Here is a 19,148-nt window from a genome sequence, read left to right on the forward strand (position 1 = left end):
TTATGAACGCACTTTTTACCCTTCTTTACTTGCTCCCAAAACTACGGGGTAGGTTTACTTCGCTTTTCCGTTTAGAAATTCTTTCGCTTATGTTAGGTATTTCTTTTGTTAGCTCTGCTCAGAATGTTAAATGGAATAAAACCATTGGCGGTAATTATGGCGACACTTTTGTAGCCGCGCAACAAACCAGCGACGGCGGTTATATTTTAGGCGGCAACTCCGCCTCTGGCAAAAGCGGGGATAAAACAGGAGCTAGAAAAGGAATGGCGGATTATTGGATTGTGAAACTCAACCCAGATGGTTCCAAGGCCTGGGATAAAACCATTGGAGGGAATGACTATGATGCACTAACCTCCTTGCAGCAAACCAAAGATGGCGGCTATATTTTGGGTGGTTCTTCCAATTCCGGCATTAGCGGCGATAAAACCGAAGCGCCAAAAGGATTCTGGGTGGTAAGACTAAACGCAGATGGCACGAAAGCCTGGGATAAAACCATTGCCGACTCCAGAAATCCTGCTAATTATTCGTATTTACGAACACTTCAACTTACTCCCGATGGCGGCTACTTACTAGGCGGAACCTCGAATGCTGGGGTAGGCGACTATAAATCAGAACCTAGCAAGGGTAGTAATGATTACTGGGTTGTTAAACTGAACGCGGATGGCTCGAAAGCTTGGGACAAAACTATTGGCACAGAGGGTTCTGAATCTTTGCTATCCGTGGAGCAAACCAGCGATAATGGCTATATTCTGGGTGGGTATTCTGCCAGGGTAACAACTAGAGGTTATTGGCTCGTTAAATTAAATGTTAATCGGTCGATTGTCTGGGATAAATTTATCCCTGAGGGTTATCCTGTATATGAGTATCCCGGGGCTGAAAATTCTACTTCCGAAATTAATATAGTAAAGCCCACCCCCGATGGCGGCTATATATTAGGAGGCTATGCCGACTCTAAAACGAATGTTTATAAAAGCGAAGCAGGAAATGGGAGTACTGATTTCTGGTTAATAAAATTAAAAGCCGATGGCCAACAAGAATGGAACAAAGTAATTGGTGGGACGGATCGTGAAACATTGAATTCGCTGCAACCCACCAGCGATGGCGGTTATCTGCTGGGTGGTAATTCCCGCTCTAATAGTAGTGGCGATAAAACCCAGAACAGCCAGGGTAGCTTTGATTATTGGGTCGTAAAACTCAATGCCGATCGTACCAAAGCCTGGGATCTTACCTTAGGCGGCAACAAAGAAGACAATTTAGGTAATGTTTTTCAGACAAAAGATAAAGGCTACTTTTTAGGAGGCTATTCCAGGTCTGATGTTTCGGAAACTAAAACCGAAGCTAGTAGAGGCGATTATGATTATTGGGTAGTGAAGCTGGATAACAGCGAGCGCCAAAAGCAAACCGTTACTTTTTCGCCCATTCCGGATGTAAATTATGCTACGCAAAAAACAGTTACTTTAAAAGCTACAGCTAGTTCCGGTTTACCGGCTAGTTTTGCTCTTATTTCTGGCCCTGCCACCGTAAAAGGCAATACCTTGACCCTTACCGGTGGCAGTGGTACGGTTACCGTGAGTGCTTCTCAGGCAGGTAATCAAAAGTATTTTCCCGCTATTGATGATACCGCCCGCTTTGTAGTACAGGTTCCCCCGGTTACCCGGCTTTGGGACAAGTCGTACGGCGGGGTAGCCACCGAATACTACGACCAATACACCAAATATTATGGTACCTCTACCCTATCGACTATGGTAGCTACTTCCGATGGCGGTTATTTACTCGGCGGCACTTCCGACTCTAACCGGGGCAACGACAAAACGCAACCTACCCGGGGCAAATCCGACTATTGGATCGTAAAGGTAGATGCCTCGGGTAAAAAACTGTGGGACAAAGTTTATGGCGGTAAAGACAGCGATGGTTTAAATAGGCTTATTACTACTACCGACGGTGGTTATTTACTCGGAGGCACTTCTCGTTCGGGTAAAAACGGCGACAAAAGCCAGGATAGTAAGGGGGGCAAGGATTATTGGTTATTGAAAATAGATGCCACTGGCAATAAACTTTGGGACAAAACCTATGGGGGCGGTAATGAGGATGAATTTACAAATCTAATCAGCACACCGGACGGAGGATATTTACTAGGAGGAACTTCTTACTCTCAAAATTCCGGTGATAAAAGCGAAGTAAGTCGTGGAAATGCAGATTATTGGGTAGTAAAAATAGATGCCCAAGGTACTAAACAATGGGATAAAACACTCGGTGGTAAATTCGGCGAATATCTTAGCTCTCTGGCTACTACCCCGGATAGCGGCTACCTAATAGGTGGCTCCACTCTTTCTCCCACCAGTGGCGATATAACTGCTCCAATTAAAGGCGGCGGTGATATTTGGCTGGTAAAAATAGATGCTAATGGTCAGAAAAGCTGGGATAAAACCTTTGGTGGCGGCGGCGGCGATGGTCTTGGGAATATAGTCCCTACTTCAGATGGCAATTATTTACTAGGTGGCGATTCCTATTCTGTCAGTAACGGCGACAAAACGGCCCCAAACAAAGGGCATACAGATTACTGGTTAATTAAAATAAATCCTAATGGCAATAAGATTTGGGATAAAACTTTTGGCGGCAATTGCTATGATTACTTTTCTAACTTAGTTGCTACACCGGACGGAGGTTTCTTCCTGGGTGGAAGTTCTAGTTCCGAAATAAGTGGGGATAAAAGTGAAACTAACAGAGGGAGTTATTACAAGGAATGTGAGTCTGGTTTGGGTCAAACAGACTATTGGATTATTAAACTAGATGCGAATGCAAATAAAGTTTGGGACCGTACTTTTGGTACAGTTGCCCCACAATCTTCTTACACCGACCGGCTTACTACTTTACTAGCAACCACTAATGGAGAATATTTAATTGGAGGCGATACTAATATTGGTAAAAGTGGGGACAAGAGCCAACCGATCAAAGGTGTCCGGGATATTTGGGTAATAAAAATTAAAGAAGAAACTACTCAGGAAACATCAGCTTGGGACATGCGCTATGGAGGAGCTTCGGAAGATAAATTAACTTCTATTATAGAAACCTCAGATGCTGGCTACTTATCTGGGGGGTACAGTTACTCAGGAAGTAGTGGCGATAAAACCCAAGACACTCAAGGTAAGATTGACTACTGGATTGTAAAAAGCGATAAGAACGGTAAAAAACTCTGGGACAAACGCTACGGCGGTACCTTCGACGACTTTCTGAACCGGGTAATTCAAACCAAAGATGGCGGGTATTTGCTCGCGGGCTCTTCCCGGTCCGACGAAAATGGCGACAAGAGCGAGATTAGCCGTGATACCGGATATGATTATTTTAAAAAGCGCGACTTTTGGCTGGTAAAGGTAGATTCTTTAGGCAATAAGCAATGGGATAAAACATTAGGGGGAAGTGGTTTGGATGAATTAGAAAAAGTGATTCAGCTTTCTTCCGGCGAGTACGTGTTAGCTGGTCATAGCAACTCTCCCGCTAGTGGCGATAAAAGCCAGGGTACGCAAGGCGGTTATGATTACTGGCTGGTAAAAGTAAGTGCCACGGGTACTAAAATATGGGATAAGCGTTATGGTGGTACTTTAGATGAAGTTTTAGGCAGCTTTACCCAGACTCAGGATGGAGGCTTTTTACTAGGTGGCACATCCTACTCCGGTAGAAATCGGGATAAATCTCAGACCAGTCGGGGTAAAAGTGATTATTGGATTGTCCGCACGGATAAGGATGGTAACAAGCTCTGGGATAAAACATTTGGTGGCAACGGAGAAGATAATCTTGCGTCTCTTGGCCGGAGTAATGGCGGTAGTTTCTTTCTGGCTGGCACGAGCAATTCCCCTAAAAGTGGCGATAAAAGCCAAGCAGGATACCTGGATGAAGTGGGTTATGCAACCGCAGATTATTGGTTAATTAAGATAGATGCACAAGGCAATAAAGTTTGGGATAAAACCTTGGGTGGAACCAGCAGTGATGCCCTGCTAACCAGCACCTATACTCGGGATGGTGGCTACGTACTAGCAGGAGGTTCCTACTCAAATAAAAGTGGCGATAAAACCCAAGACCGAGTAGGTGAATCAGACTTCTGGATTATAAAGTTAGATGCCAATGGTAGCAAACAATGGGACAAAACCATTGGGGGTACAGAGAGCGATGCTTTACGCACTGTTTTGCAGACGAACGACGGGGGCTTACTTTTAGGAGGCAGTTCTAATTCTCCGGTGAGCGGCGATAAAACCCAACCCAGCCGAGGCTTTTCGGATTACTGGCTGGTAAAACTCGCCCCGGAAACTTCTTCAATCGCAGCCACCCGGGAAGCTACTTCCTTAGAACAACTTGTTGCTTTAACTACCGCTTTAACCGCTTACCCCAATCCCTTCCACGGCCAAATAACCGTTCAATTTAGCTTACCCGAAACCCAAACGGCCACGGTAAAAATCTACGATAACCAAGGAATGGAAGTCAGTACTTTGTTCCAGGGCGAAGCAAAAGCCAAGCAAATCTACCAAGTAGAGTGGCAAGCTGGTACTAAACCTGCCGGGCTGTACTTCCTGCAACTGCAAACCCCAACGAAACGTGAGCAGCAAAAACTACTCTTAACCAAATAATAACTCTAACCCGAACCAGCGGAGCAAATACTTTCACTGGTTCAGGGTTTTATCCGAATATTTCACCCGAGAATTTTAGTTCTTCCTTAATCTTATGAGAATACTTTTAAAAAACTTCTGTTTGCTTTTACCTACCCGAGCTAATTGGAAGTATAATTTTAGCTTGTTAGTGCTTATAACGGTATGCCAGCCTTTATTTACTTCTGCCCAAAATATTGTTTGGGATAAAACCATTGGCGCCAACGATAACGACTACCTGGAAACCGCCCAACAAACCAGCGATGGCGGCTATATTTTAGGGGGCAGTTCCGGTTCTCCAAAAAGCGGGGATAAATCCCGGGGCAAGAAGGGCCAATCGGATTATTGGTTGGTGAAGCTAAACCCGGATGGTTCCAAAGAATGGGATATAACTATTGGTGGAAATCGCCAGGACAAATTACAAGTAGTATATCAAACACCCGATGGGGGCTATATTCTGGGCGGAGCTTCTTCTTCGGATATTAGTGGCGATAAAACGGAAGCCCAGTCTGGCTACTGGATAGTAAAACTGAATGCCAACGGCACTAAAATTTGGGATAAAACTATTCCCATCGAATTTTACTATTATTTAATTCCTTATAAACTACAATTAACTTCCGATGGTGGTTTTTTGTTAGCAGGTCAGTCAGATGCCGGTATTAACCAATACAAATCGGAACCAAGCAAAGGAAGCAGTGATTTATGGTTGTTGAAATTAAACCCGGATGGTACCAAAGCTTGGGATAAAACCATTGGAGGAACTGGTCCTGATTCCTTTAGATCTATTGAGCAAACCAAGGATGGCGGTTATATAGTAGGTAGCTATTCTTATTCAGGTAAAGGCGCTGATAAAACGGAAGAAGCTACTGGATTTTGGCTGGTAAAACTAAATGCCGATCGTACGAAAGCCTGGGATAAAATATATCAGGTAAATCATAATTTTTTGAAGCAAACTCCTGATGGCGGGTATATTCTGGGCGGGTCCTTGTACGATAAAGAGCAATCAAAAGAAGGTAATGAAAAATATAATTATGGTTTGCTTAAACTTAAAGCAGATGGTACTAAGGAATGGGATAAAACTATTGGTGGCCTCGACAACGACGAACTACACGATTTAGAGCTAACCAGAGATGGCGGTTATTTATTAGGCGGCGGCTCTAGCTCTAACACCAGTAACGATAAAACTCAAAATAGCCAAGGTTCTTTCGACTATTGGGTAGTAAAAGTAAACTCTGACCAAAGTATTGCCTGGGATTTAACCCTGGGAACACCGGGTGGTGACAAACTGCAAAAAGTATTACAAACAGAAGATGGCGGCTATTTTATAGCGGGTTATTCCCCTTCAAATATTTCAGGAAATAAATCTGAAAACAGCAAAGGCCTTTACGATTACTGGGTTATAAAACTGGATAACAGTGAGCGCCAGAAACAAACCATTACTTTTGAGCCTATTCCGGACGTAAATTTTACTACTCAAAAAACAGTTACCTTAAAGGCATCCGCCAGTTCGGGTTTACCCGTTAGTTATGGTGTTATTTCCGGTCCGGCCACGGTAAAAAATAATACGCTCACCCTTACTGGTGGCAGTGGTACGGTAACGGTAAAAGCCATGCAAGCAGGTAACCAGAAATTTTTTCCGGCAATCGAAGATACAGCCCGCTTTATTGTCCAGGTGCCCCCGGTAACCCGGCTCTGGGATAAAGCTTACGGTGGTATACCTACGGAATATTACCATTTGGGAAAAAGATTTTACGGCACTTCTACCCTATCTGCCATGGTTGGCACCCCAGATGGCGGCTATTTACTGGGAGGCACTTCTGATTCCAACAAAGGCAACGATAAAACCGGACCAGCCCGAGGGAAATCTGATTTTTGGATTGTAAAAACCGATGCGGCCGGCAAGAAACTCTGGGACAAAACTTACGGTGGCAAAGACAGCGATGGTTTAACAGCACTAATTCCTACTTCGGATGGCGGCTATTTGCTGGGAGGCACTTCCCGCTCGAATAAGTATGGCGAAAAAAGCCAGAATAGCAGAGGAGTACAAGATTACTGGGTAGTTAAAATAGATGCCAACGGCAACAAACTTTGGGATAAAACCTTTGGCGGCAGTAATTCGGATGCCCTTTCAGCGCTGGTAGCTACGCCGGATGGCAGCTACCTTTTAGGGGGCACTTCAGCTTCGGGAAAAGAAGGGGATAAAACTGAAAGTAATAAAGGAAACCCAGACGTTTATGGTTACCCTGCTTATGATTACTGGGTAGTTAAAATTGACGAACAGGGTAATAAACTCTGGGATAAAACTTTTGGCGGCCAGAACAGTGACAAACTGAGTACACTAGTTATTACCTCAAAAGGCGAATTTCTTTTAGGAGGTACTTCTGATTCCGGCATCAATGCAGATAAAAGTGAAAACAGACGGGGTGAAGAGGATTATTGGGTAGTAAAAGTAGATGCCAACGGCAACAAACTTTGGGATAAAACCTTCGGAGGTAGTAAAAAAGATCAGCTTTCGGCAGTAGTAATTACTCCGGATGGCGGATTTTTACTGGGCGGCACTTCCACTTCTGGTAAGGGCGCTGATAAATCAGAAGCTACCCGAGACAAGTCCGGTTCAAATTACAAAGGAGATTACTGGCTGATAAAAACTGATACCTACGGAAACAAATTATGGGATAAAACTCTTGGCGGAAATAATTTTGATCAGCTTACTGCTTTAATAACCACTCCGGATGGAGGCTATTTGTTAGGTGGAAATTCACAATCGGATATTAGCGGCGAAAAAAGCGAAGAATCCCGGACGGAAAATAATGATCAATATGTGGGACGATATGGCCGAAATGATTTTTGGCTGGTAAAATTAGATGCGCAAGCTAACAAAATGTGGGATCGCACTCTCGGCACCTATGTCTCGAAATATTCAGATTTAAATTCTGTTTTTGTTCCCGACGAATTAAGTACTTTACTAGCTACTCCAGATGGTGGTTATTTAGTAGGTGGCACCACCCACGGAGGTATTAGCGGGGATAAAAGCCAACCTCTCAAAGGTGTACGAGACTCTTGGGTAGTTAAAATTAAAGAAGAAACCAAACCGGAATCGTTGGCTTGGGATATGTGCTTTGGCGGATCAGGTGATGATATAATAACTACTGTAATCGAGACTTCCGATGGCGGCTACTTAACGGGTGGTTATAGCTATTCAGGACTTAGCGGCGATAAAACGCAAGATACCCAGGGTAGAACCGACTACTGGATTGTAAAAGCGGATAAGAACGGTAAAAAACTATGGGACAAACGCTACGGTGGCTCTGGTGATGATTTTCTCAACCGGGTTATTCAAACCAAAGACGGCGGCTATTTACTGGCGGGCTCTTCCCGTTCGGGCAAAAATGGGGATAAAACCGAGGCTAACCGCGATGCGCAATTAGATTATTTCGGCGAACGCGACTTTTGGCTGGTAAAAGTAGATTCTTTAGGCAACAAGCAATGGGATAAAACTTTAGGTGGCAGTGGTTTTGATGAACTGATAAAAGTGATTCAGCTTTCTTCCGGCGAGTACGTGCTAGCCGGTTACAGCAATTCTCCGGTTAGTGGCGAAAAAAGTCAGGGTACCCAAGGTGGGTATGATTACTGGCTGGTAAAAGTAAGCGCCAAGGGCACAAAAATCTGGGACAAGCGCTTTGGTGGTACTTTGGATGAAGTTTTAGGTAGCTTTACCCAAACCCAGGATGACGGATTTTTACTGGGGGGCACTTCCCAATCTGATAGAAATCGGGACAAATCAGAGATGAGTCGGGGTAAAAGTGATTATTGGATAGTTAGAACCGATAAGGATGGCAACAAGCTGTGGGACAAAACCTTTGGCGGCAAAGAAGAGGATAAATTGAATTCTCTTGGCCAGAGTAATGGCGGTACTTTCTTCCTGGCCGGCACAAGCTGGTCTCCTAAAAGTGGCGATAAAAGTCAGGCTAATTACCTGGATGAAGGGGGATTTGCATCCTCCGATTACTGGCTTATTAAGATAGATGCGCAGGGAAATAAAGTTTGGGATAAAACCATTGGGGGAAACAGCGTTGATGGCCTGAATGCCAGCACCTACACCCGGGAAGGCAGCTACGTTCTGGCGGGAACGTCTTCCTCTATTAAGAGTGGTGATAAAACCGAAAATGGGAAAGGTCTTAATGATTACTGGGTCGTAAAGCTGGATGCCAGTGGTAGTAAACAATGGGACAAAACTATCGGAGGCAAAGGGGAGGATATTTTACGAACCGTTTTGCAGACCAATGATGGAGGCTTGCTTCTCGGAGGAGTTTCGGAGTCGAACGTGAGCGGCGATAAAACCCAACCTAACCAAGGCCGTTATGATTACTGGCTGGTAAAACTCGCCCCGGAAACTGCCTCGCTGGTAGCCCCAAGAGAAGCTATTCCTGCCGAAGAACCTTTTGTCTTAACGAACTCTTTAATCGCTTACCCCAATCCTGTTCGGGAAAAAGTAACCATAAAGTTTACTCTACCGCAAACTGAGGCAGCTACGGTAAAAATCTACGATAGCCAGGGGCAAGAAGTAACTACCTTGTTCCGGGGAGAAGCCAAAGCGAAGCAAACCTACCAACTGGAATGGCAAGCCAGTACTAAACCCGCTGGTTTGTACTTCCTGCAATTGCAAACCCCTACTCTACGGCAACAGCAAAAGCTACTGTTAACTATGTAATATAAAAATAAAATATGAAGCCGGGTAGTTGTTATTACTACCCGGCTTTTAAAGTATGTAAATTTAAATTTTTACCTACTTATGAACTAAAGAACAGAAATACTCAGTGGTGAATTGCCATTTACCTTTCTATCCTTCTACTTTCTTTTATCCTCTAAATTAACATGAGCCAGCCCTTCACCATGAAATATACCTAATATTAGGTATTGTAGCTGGTTTCCTCAACACTAACCTTTAACTGGCTTTGTCCTTTAAATTCAGTTCCGGGCATTTAATTTTTCTCTATTTAAATATGCTTATTTATATCACTATGAAACAACCCATTACCAAAATTTACCGCTTACGTTGGCAATGCTTTAAACCTATTTTTTATGGGTGTTCCTGGGTGGGCATGTATTTGTTGTTTACAATTACCCTTCCAACTCAAACCTTTGCCCAAAACATTCAATGGGATAAAACTTTTGGCGGGAATAATAATGAATATCTATCAGTGGTTCAGCAAACCAAGGACGGTGGTTTTATTCTGGGCGGCACTTCTAAATCGGGGATAAACGGAGATAAAACCCAAAATAATAGAGGAGAATCCGATTTTTGGATAGTAAAATTAAATGCGGATGGCTCTAAAGCCTGGGATAAAACTTTTGGGGGTATTGCTAATGATCAATTATCGGCTGTTCAACAAACTGCGGATGGCGGTTTTATACTGGGTGGCAATTCTACATCAGGCAAATCGGGGGATAAATCACAAGCCGAAAAAGGGTTGGGTGATTTCTGGATTGTGAAACTTGATTCTGATGGCAATAAAACCTGGGATAAAACCATTGGTGGGACAGGATACGATGCTTTAAGCACCCTCAAGCAGACTAGCGACGGAGGCTATATTCTGGGGTGTAGTTCATCTTCGGACAAAAGTGGTGATAAAAGCGAAAACAATAAAGGAACGGTTAGTGCTGCGGGAAATCCTACTTCTGACTTTTGGATAGTTAAGTTAAAATCCGATGGCACAAAAGAATGGGATAAAACTTTTGGGGGTAGTGGTGAAGACGGTTTACAATCCTTGCAACAAACTCAGGAAGGCGGCTATATACTCGGCGGAATTTCTTACTCAGACAAAAGTGGCGATAAAACAGAAGCTAATCGGGGTTGTTTACCGGATTACTGCCATGGTGATTACTGGGTGGTAAAAATTGATAACACCGGTAATAAACAATGGGATAAAACTTTCGGCGGTGTTTTGGATGATAAACTAACTTCTCTCCAGCAAACTACTGATAAAGGTTATATTCTGGGTGGTTATTCGGAATCTTTCGCGGATGGTGATAAAACAGAAGGCAATAAAAGCCGGATTCCGGCTTGGGATTATTGGATAGTGAAGTTAGGTGCTAATGGAGTTAAGATATGGGATAAAACTTTTGGCGGGGAGTACGATGATTTACTTACCAACCTGCAGCCAACCCAAGATGGGGGTTACATTCTGGGAGGGTATTCTTATTCTAAAATATCCGGCGATAAATCAGAAGCCAATGAAGGGGATCGGTATTCTCCGGATTATTGGATACTTAAAATAAATTCAACTGGCACCAAAATATGGGATAAGACTTTTGGGGGTAAAGAGTATGATGAACTGTTTTCTTTGCAGCAATCCCAGGATGGAGGCTATATCTTAGGCGGCCATTCCAGTTCTGGTATAAGCGGAAGTAAAACCGAAGCCACCAGAGGTGGAACAGATTTCTGGGTAATAAAACTATCGGAAAAAGCAACTCAAACCATCACCTTCGCTCCTATTTCCGATAAAACCATTTTAGATGCTCCATTCCCTATTACCGCTAAAGCTAGTTCCGGCTTACCGGTTACTTTTAGAATTCAGCCAAATCTGGCAAAAGTTAAAGGCGATATTCTCACCCCCACCGGAATAGGAAAGGTTACTGTCATTGCTTTTCAGGCGGGTAATGCTTCCTACGCTCCTGCCGAAGCTAAACAAATCTTTACGATAAAACCGACCACTTTGCTTACAAAACAATGGGATAAAACCATTGGCGGGAACAACAATGATGTTTTAGTTTCTTTTAAACCAACCAGCGATGGAGGTTATATTTTGGGTGGTTATTCAACTTCTACCGATAATGGTGATAAAACCGAAGCTACCCGCGATACCAGTCAATTTTCGTTGTTCCAGGGAGATTATTGGATAGTTAAACTAAAATACGATGGCTCGGAAGAATGGGACAAAACTTTTGGGGGTAATAATCAGGATTTATTACATTCTATCCAGCAAACTCAAGATGGGGGCTATATTCTGGGAGGAACTTCTTTTTCCGGCCAATCCGGCGATAAATCAGAACCTAATAAAGGCCCACTTAATAGTTTTGGTGAACCTACCTCGGATTTCTGGTTGCTAAAATTAAACGCCGCTGGTAATAAAGTTTGGGACAAAACCATAGGCGGAGCTAGTGCCGACCAGTTATTCTCCTTAGAACTGACTAAAGACGGGGGCTACATTCTGGGAGGAACTTCCTATTCCGGGTTATCTGGGGATAAATCCGAAGCTGCCAAAGGAATGAACGATTTTAGCACCCCCACCTCCGATTACTGGGTGGTAAAAATAAATAGCAAAGGGATAAAAGAATGGGATAAAACAATTGGTACCAGCCTGGATGATGAATTCCGGAAAATTCAGCAAACCCGGGAGGGTGGGTACATACTAGGAGGATATACTTTAGCAGGTAAAAGCGGAGATAAAACAGAACCTAACAAGGGCCATCGGAATTATTCTGACTATTGGATAATTAAATTAAATGCTACTGGGGGTAAAATTTGGGATAAAACCATTGGCAGTAGAGGAGGCGACGAACTAACTACTCTCCAGCAAACCCAGGATGGAGGCTATATTGTGGGTGGTCTTTCCGGCTCCCAGGTTTCTGGCGATAAAACCGAAAGAACAAAAGGTGCTGGGGATTATTGGGTAGTAAAGCTGAAAGCGGATGGAAGCAAAGAGTGGGATAAAACCATTGGCAGCAGCAATGCCGACCAATTAACATCCTTGCACCAAACCCAGGACGGCGGTTACATTCTGGGCGGCTATTCCTTATCTGGCATCAGCGGAGATAAATCAGAGCCGAAAAGAGGTAACACCTATAACTTTAGTGATTATTGGGTGGTAAAGTTAAAGGCGGATGGTACAAAAACCTGGGATAAAACTTTTGGTAGTATTCATGATGAACAGTTAGCAGAAGTTTACCAAACCCAGGATGGAAACTTTATTTTAGGTGGTACCTCCTGGGCTACCGATCCGAGCGATGATAAATCTGAACTGGGGAAAGGTGAAAGCGATTTCTGGATTGTAAAACTAGAAGATAATACCGTCGATAAGTCTGCCTGGAATATGCGATATGGGGGAGCAAGTTTTGACCAATTAACTTCGGTTATCCAGACTTCCGATGGGGGCTACCTATCCGGAGGCTATACTTATTCGGGAAGTAGCGGGGATAAAACCCAAGACACCCAGGGTAAGATCGATTACTGGATTGTAAAATCAGATAAGAAAGGCAGAAAACTTTGGGACAAACGTTATGGAGGCACTTTCGATGATTTTCTCAACCGGGTTATTCAAACCCAAGATGGTGGGTATTTACTGGCGGGCACCTCGCGTTCAAATAAAAATGGGGATAAAAGCGAGGTAAGCCGCGATGCCGGAAAAAACTATTTTAAAGAGGGTGATTTTTGGCTGGTAAAAGTAGATTCTTTAGGCAACAAGCAATGGGATAAAACTCTGGGAGGAAGTGGTTTGGATGAATTAGAAAAAGTCATCCAGCTTTCTTCCGGTGAGTACGTGTTGGCCGGTTATAGCAATTCTCCGGTTAGTGGCGAAAAAAGCCAGGATACCCAGGGTGGGTCTGATTACTGGCTGGTGAAAGTAAGCGCCAAGGGCACAAAAATCTGGGACAAGCGCTTTGGTGGTACTTTGGATGAAGTTTTAGGTAGCTTTACCCAAACCCAGGATGGTGGCTTTTTGCTGGGGGGCACTTCTTACTCGGGTAGAAATCGGGACAAATCAGAGATGAGTCGGGGTAAAAGTGATTATTGGATAGTTAGAACCGATAAGGATGGTAATAAGCTTTGGGATAAAACCTTCGGGGGTAGCGGCGAGGATTACCTTAGGTCTCTTGGCCGGAGTAATGGCGGTAATTTCTTTCTGGCCGGCACAAGTAGTTCACCTAAAAGTGGCGAGAAAAGCCAAGCAGGATACCTGGATGAAGTGGGTTATGCAACCTCAGATTATTGGTTAATTAAAATAGATGCTCAAGGCAATAAAGTTTGGGATAAAACTTTTGGCAGTAAACAAGGTGCTGGCCTGCAAGCCAGCACCCGCACCAATGATGGCGGATACGTACTAGCGGGTATTTCCTCTTCTGATAAGGGTGGCGATAAAACTGAAAATGGAAAAGGTAACCGGGATTACTGGGTCGTAAAGCTGGATGCCAATGGTATAGTACAATGGGACAAAACTATTGGGGGTACAGAGAGAGATGATTTACGCACCGTTTTCCAAACCAACGATGGGGGCTTACTTTTAGGAGGAAGTTCTAATTCTCCGGTGAGCGGGGATAAAACTCAACCCAGCCGAGGCTTTTCGGATTACTGGCTGGTAAAACTCGCCCCGGAAACTTCTTCAATCGCAGCCACCCGGGAAGCTAGTATAATAGAAGAATCACTTGCTCTAATTAATCTCATTACGGCATACCCCAATCCTGTTCGGGAAAAAGTAACCATAAAGTTTACTCTACCGCAAACTGAGGCAGCTACGGTAAAAATCTACGATAGCCAGGGGCAAGAAGTAACTACCTTGTTTCAGGGAGAAGCGAAAGCGAAGCAAACCTACCAGCTAAAATGGCAAGCCGGTAATAAACAGGCTGATCTGTATTTCCTGCAACTGCAAACCCCTACCCTGCGTCAACAGCAAAAACTACTTCTAAGCAAATAATTCAATAGCTAAATCAATAAGCCGGATAGATGTTATTTCTATCCGGCTTTTTTACAAAATCAAATGTTATTTTTTAAGTAGGATTTCCTCTCAAGTTCCTCCCTCCTGCTAATTTTTAGTGCCATCCATTTAACAAAAAAATAAACCTAAATCATCAAATATACCCAATATTAGGTATTGTAGGCAGGTTCCATAACTCTTACCTTTAGCTGATTTAAAGCGTACGAGTAAGGCTTACTTTCTTGCCTTTAAATTCTATTTCAAAATTTTAAATCTACTTACTTTTTAGAAATGCAAAAACAATTTACTCGCTTTCACCAATGGTGCGGAATGCGCCCTAGTCGTGTTAATTTTTATGGTTGCTGGGTAAGCATGTTCTTGGCTTTAAGTATAGCGCTGCCTATCACAACTTTTGCACAAAATAAACTCTGGGACAAAACTCTTGGTGGCGATAAAGATGAAAGACTCAATGTCATGATCGCCACTCCGGATGGCGGGTACCTGCTCGGTGGTTACTCTACTTCCGATAAAAATGGCGATAAGAGCGAACCTAACCGAGGAATCGCAAGCGAAAATGGTTCATATTCTTCCGATTACTGGGTGGTAAAGATTAACGCTGCTGGTCAAAAAGTTTGGGATAAAACCTATGGCGGAAACCACTCCGATAATCTTACAGCTTTAATAGCTACCCCGGATGGCGGCTACCTGCTTGGCGGTGTTTCCGATTCAGATAGCGGTGGCGATAAAAGCCAAGGAAAAAAGGATACTAATTTCTCCGACCTTATTGGCGACTATTGGATAATAAAAGTAGATAGCAATGGCAAAAAAATCTGGGACAGAACCTTCGGTGGAAATAAGTTGGATGAGCTAACCGCATTGGCAACTACTCCAGATGGCGGGTATTTAGTAGGTGGCAACTCCTATTCCGGCAAATCCGGGGATAAAAGTTCCATTGCTCCAGGCTCCTGGTTACTCAAGATCGACTCGGCGGGAAAAAAGGTTTGGGATATGAATTACAGTTATTTATTCAACGTCCGGCAGATCAAAAATTTACCAAACGGAGGCTATGTATTAGGCGGATCAGGATCTTCGTCTGAAGGTAAAACCGGCTACACCGTAGGTAAGATCAATGCCGCAGGAAATACTCTTTGGAATAAAACGTATGGGGGTGATTTACCCAATAATTTGTATTCCCTGCTGCTTACCGCAGATGGCGGTTATATACTGGGCGGCTATTCTGAGTCGGGTAAAAGCGGGGATAAGACTAGTACTTACGTGGGTTATTGGGTAGTAAAGTTAAACGCTAATGGCGAAAAAGTCTGGGATAAAAGCTATGGCGGTAGCTATCAAGATAATTTTCGCGATATGGTAGCCGCACCGGATGGCGGTTATTTACTAGGTGGCACTTCCATAAGGGGCAAAGGAGGCGACAAAACGGAAGATAAAAGAGGTTATTGGGTAGTAAAGATTAATGAAAAAGGCACCAAACTCTGGGAAAAAACTTTTGGCGGTTTAACTTCCTATTTTTACCTGACTTCTTTAGTAGCTACCACCGATACTAATTTCTTGTTGGGCGGTTATTCCAATTCAGGTATAAACGGTGATAAAAGCGAACCTAATAATGGCGAGGCCAACTATGATAATAATGACTACTGGATCGTTAAAGTATCCGATACGAATAAAAAATCCCAAACCATTACTTTTGCTAAGCAGCCTTTAACTAAAACCCTCGGCGATGCTCCTTTTACCTTATCGGCGCAGGCAAGTTCCGGGTTACCGGTAAATTTTAGCCTCGTTTCCGGTCCGGCTACCCTTAATAACAACACCCTTACGCTTACCGGTACCGGTTTAGTAATCGTAAAAGCTTCCCAATCGGGTAATGCTACCTACAGTGCCGCGCCGGCCGCAACGCAAACCATTATTGTCGATAGTTCTTCGCCGGTTACTAAACTTTGGGATAAAACGTACGGCGGCATTTACAACGACCGGCTCACAGATCTATTAGCCACCCCGGATGGAGGGCATTTAATTGAAGGTGTTTCCCGTCTCAATTTGAGTTTAGAACCGGGCTTTTCCATAATAAAAATTAATAAAGATGGGAAGCCGGAGTGGCGCAAAGACTTAGGAGGTGACTCGGATACCCGGCTTTTTAAAGGAATAACTACTAATGATGGGGGGTATTTGTTTGGGGGCTCCACTCATTTACAATCCCTTGACGATGATAGTTATGAGTTCCTGGTTGTAAAAACAACCAGTGATGGTACCAAAGTGTGGGAAAAGCGGTTTCATGGGCCGGGTATTCTGGCGGATTTAATTGCCACGCCGGACGGTGGTTATTTGCTCGGCGGCAAAACCAACGAATATGAAGGAAAAGATAAAAGCGAGAAGAGCCGGGGAAAAACGGACTACTGGGTAGTAAAAATAGATGCCATGGGCAATAAACTCTGGGATAAAACTTTAGGAGGTACTGAGAGTGAGGAGCTGGCATCGCTAATAGTCGCACCGGACGGCGGTTACCTGATAGGCGGTTCTTCTTATTCAGGACAAGGGGGCGATAAAAGCGAAGCAGGAACCATAGATGAATCCGGTAACCCAACTGCCGATTATTGGGTGGTTAAGATCGACACGCAAGGTAAAAAGCTGTGGGATAAAACCTTCCGCGGAAATAAAGATGATAACCTCCGGGCGCTGGCAATAGCCGCTGAGGGAGGCTATTTACTCGCTGGCACCTCTTTGTCGGGTAAAGGCCATGATAAGAGTGAGCCGCAAAAAAGCGGTTGCACCGATTTAGGATATGGCGAATGCGCGGATTATTGGGTAATAAGGATAAATAACCAAGGCGCGAAGCTTTGGGATAAAACTTTGGGTACGGGAAGCAGGGAAGACCTCGCGCGCGTATTAGCCACTTCGGATGGGGGCTACCTATTAGCAGGAAGTTCTTTTGCGAACATAAATAACGACAAAAGCCAATTTAAACGGGGTGGCTCCGACTACTGGGTTTTAAAAATTAATAGTTCGGGTGCGAAAGTGTGGGATAAAACCTATGGGGGAAGTGGATACGAAAATTTATCTGGTCTGGTAACTACTACGGATGGTAATTATTTACTGGGTGGTACTTCTATATCCGAAACAAATGGCGACAAGGAGGCTCCTAGATTAGACAAACACCCTAGCCAGGTAGGGGATTTCTGGCTGGTGAAAATAAAAGACGAATCTACCCAAACCAATTCTGCCTGGAACCTGCGCTATGGGGGTACGGGTAACGAAGGCTTTACTAGCATCATCAAAACTTCGGATGGCGGTTACTTATCGGGTGGCTATACCAACTCGGGTATCAGTGGCGATAAAACACAAAGCAGTCAGGGCAAAAACGACTACTGGATCGTAAAAACCGATGCGAAAGGTAAAAAACTCTGGGATAAACGCTATGGTGGTTCCGGGGATGATTACTTAAACCGTATTATTCAAACGCAGGATGGTGGTTATTTACTGGCTGGCTCGTCGCTTTCGGGTATTAGTGGCGACAAGAGCCAGGCTAGCCGCGGCAACCGGGATTTCTGGATTATCAAAATAAGCAGTACCGGCGTAAAACAATGGGATAAACGCTACGGCGGCAGCGGTTACGACGAACTTAAAAAAGTAATTCAACTTTCCAGCGGGGAGTATATTTTAGCCGGTTACAGCAACTCTCCGGCCAGCGGCGATAAAAGCCAGGGTAGCCAAGGGGGCAACGATTACTGGTTAGTAAAAATAAGTAATACCGGCACCAAGATTTGGGACAAACGCTACGGGGGCAGCTTAAACGAAACCCTCACCGGTATTGTGCAAACTTCGGATAACGGCTTTTTACTGGGAGGCAGCTCTTTATCGGGTAAGAATGGGAACAAGAGTGAAGTAAGCCGCGGCAACAGTGATTTCTGGCTGGTTCGAATAGATAAAAATGGAGATAAACTGTGGGATAAAACCTACGGCGGCAGCGGCGAAGACGAAGCTTACTCACTCGGAAATGCAGGTAGCAATTTCTTTATTTCCGGCCAGAGCGATTCCCCGGCCGGAGCCGACAAAACCCGGGACAGCCAGGGAGTCATTGATTTTTGGTTTATCAAGGTAACCGGTTCTGGCGAGAAAGTGTGGGACAAGCGTTTTGGTGGTTCGGGAGCCGATGAACTGCGGGCCAGCATTCAGACCAGCGATGGCGGCTATATTTTAGCGGGTAAATCTTACTCCAATAAGAGCGGCAACAAACGACAAGACAGCCAAGGCTCCAGTGATTACTGGATCGTGAAAACGGATGCCGACGGTATGTACCAGTGGAGCAAAACGTTTGGGGGCAGCGGGGCCGAAGAACTACGAGCGGTGATCCAGACGAGTGATAATGGTTTGCTCTTAGCCGGTAAGTCAGATTCTGGGGTGAGCGGCGACCGTACCCAGCCCAGTCAGGGAGGTTTCGATTATTGGTTGGTGAAAGTAGATCCGGAAACCATGCCGATAGTGGCCGAAAGAGAAGTCTTGGCAACAGAAAAATCCGTAGCTCTATTCGAAAAAATGCTCTTACAGGCTTACCCTAATCCGGCGAAAGAACAAGTTACCGTCAAGTTTAGCTTACCCTTAACCCAAAAAGCCACCGTGAAAATCTACGACAGCCAGGGCCGGGAAGTAAGCACTTTGTTTCAAGGCGAAGTCCAAGCGAACCAGCTGTACCAGGTACAATGGCCAGCGACCAACCACCAGGCCGGGCTGTATTTTTTACAATTGCAAACCCCTACCCTGCGCCAACAGCAAAAATTATTGTTAACAAAGTAATGCTTCTAACTAAAGC

4 protein-coding genes are annotated in these 19,148 nt (G+C 44.3%); all 4 read left to right on the forward strand.

Annotation, left to right across the window (positions count from 1 at the left end):
• Positions 1–2 precede the first annotated feature (2 nt).
• The 4 genes from AHMF7605_RS10695 to AHMF7605_RS10710 all read left to right on the forward strand — a co-directional run bounded on the left by AHMF7605_RS10695 (position 3) and on the right by AHMF7605_RS10710 (position 19,132).
• Entirely contained in the window at positions 3–4,619 is a 4,617-nt protein-coding gene (locus AHMF7605_RS10695) for a T9SS type A sorting domain-containing protein (protein ID WP_106929110.1), read from the forward strand.
• 94 nt (positions 4,620–4,713) lie between these two features.
• Positions 4,714–9,348: a T9SS type A sorting domain-containing protein gene (locus AHMF7605_RS10700; RefSeq protein WP_106929112.1), complete on the forward strand. Its 4,635-nt coding sequence runs from the start codon at positions 4,714–4,716 to the stop codon at positions 9,346–9,348.
• Between the two features lie 310 nt (positions 9,349–9,658).
• The gene (locus tag AHMF7605_RS10705) at positions 9,659–14,329 is read left to right on the forward strand and encodes a T9SS type A sorting domain-containing protein (RefSeq protein WP_158267494.1); all 4,671 of its coding nucleotides are present in this window, start codon (positions 9,659–9,661) and stop codon (positions 14,327–14,329) included.
• A 291-nt stretch (positions 14,330–14,620) separates the two neighbouring features.
• Complete coding sequence (locus AHMF7605_RS10710) at positions 14,621–19,132, forward strand: T9SS type A sorting domain-containing protein (RefSeq protein WP_106929117.1); 4,512 nt, start codon at positions 14,621–14,623, stop codon at positions 19,130–19,132.
• The last annotated feature ends 16 nt before the right edge of the window (positions 19,133–19,148 follow it).

It is taken from the genome of Adhaeribacter arboris (genome assembly GCF_003023845.1).
GTDB lineage: Bacteria > Bacteroidota > Bacteroidia > Cytophagales > Hymenobacteraceae > Adhaeribacter > Adhaeribacter arboris.

Bases quoted from the DNA above. Each gene is read 5' to 3' on its own strand.
- AHMF7605_RS10695 (WP_106929110.1), top strand. From the start codon at position 3: ATGAACGCACTTTTTACCCTTCTTTACTTGCTCCCAAAACTACGGGGT.
- AHMF7605_RS10700 (WP_106929112.1), top strand. From the start codon at position 4,714: ATGAGAATACTTTTAAAAAACTTCTGTTTGCTTTTACCTACCCGAGCT.
- AHMF7605_RS10705 (WP_158267494.1), top strand. From the start codon at position 9,659: ATGAAACAACCCATTACCAAAATTTACCGCTTACGTTGGCAATGCTTT.
- AHMF7605_RS10710 (WP_106929117.1), top strand. From the start codon at position 14,621: ATGCAAAAACAATTTACTCGCTTTCACCAATGGTGCGGAATGCGCCCT.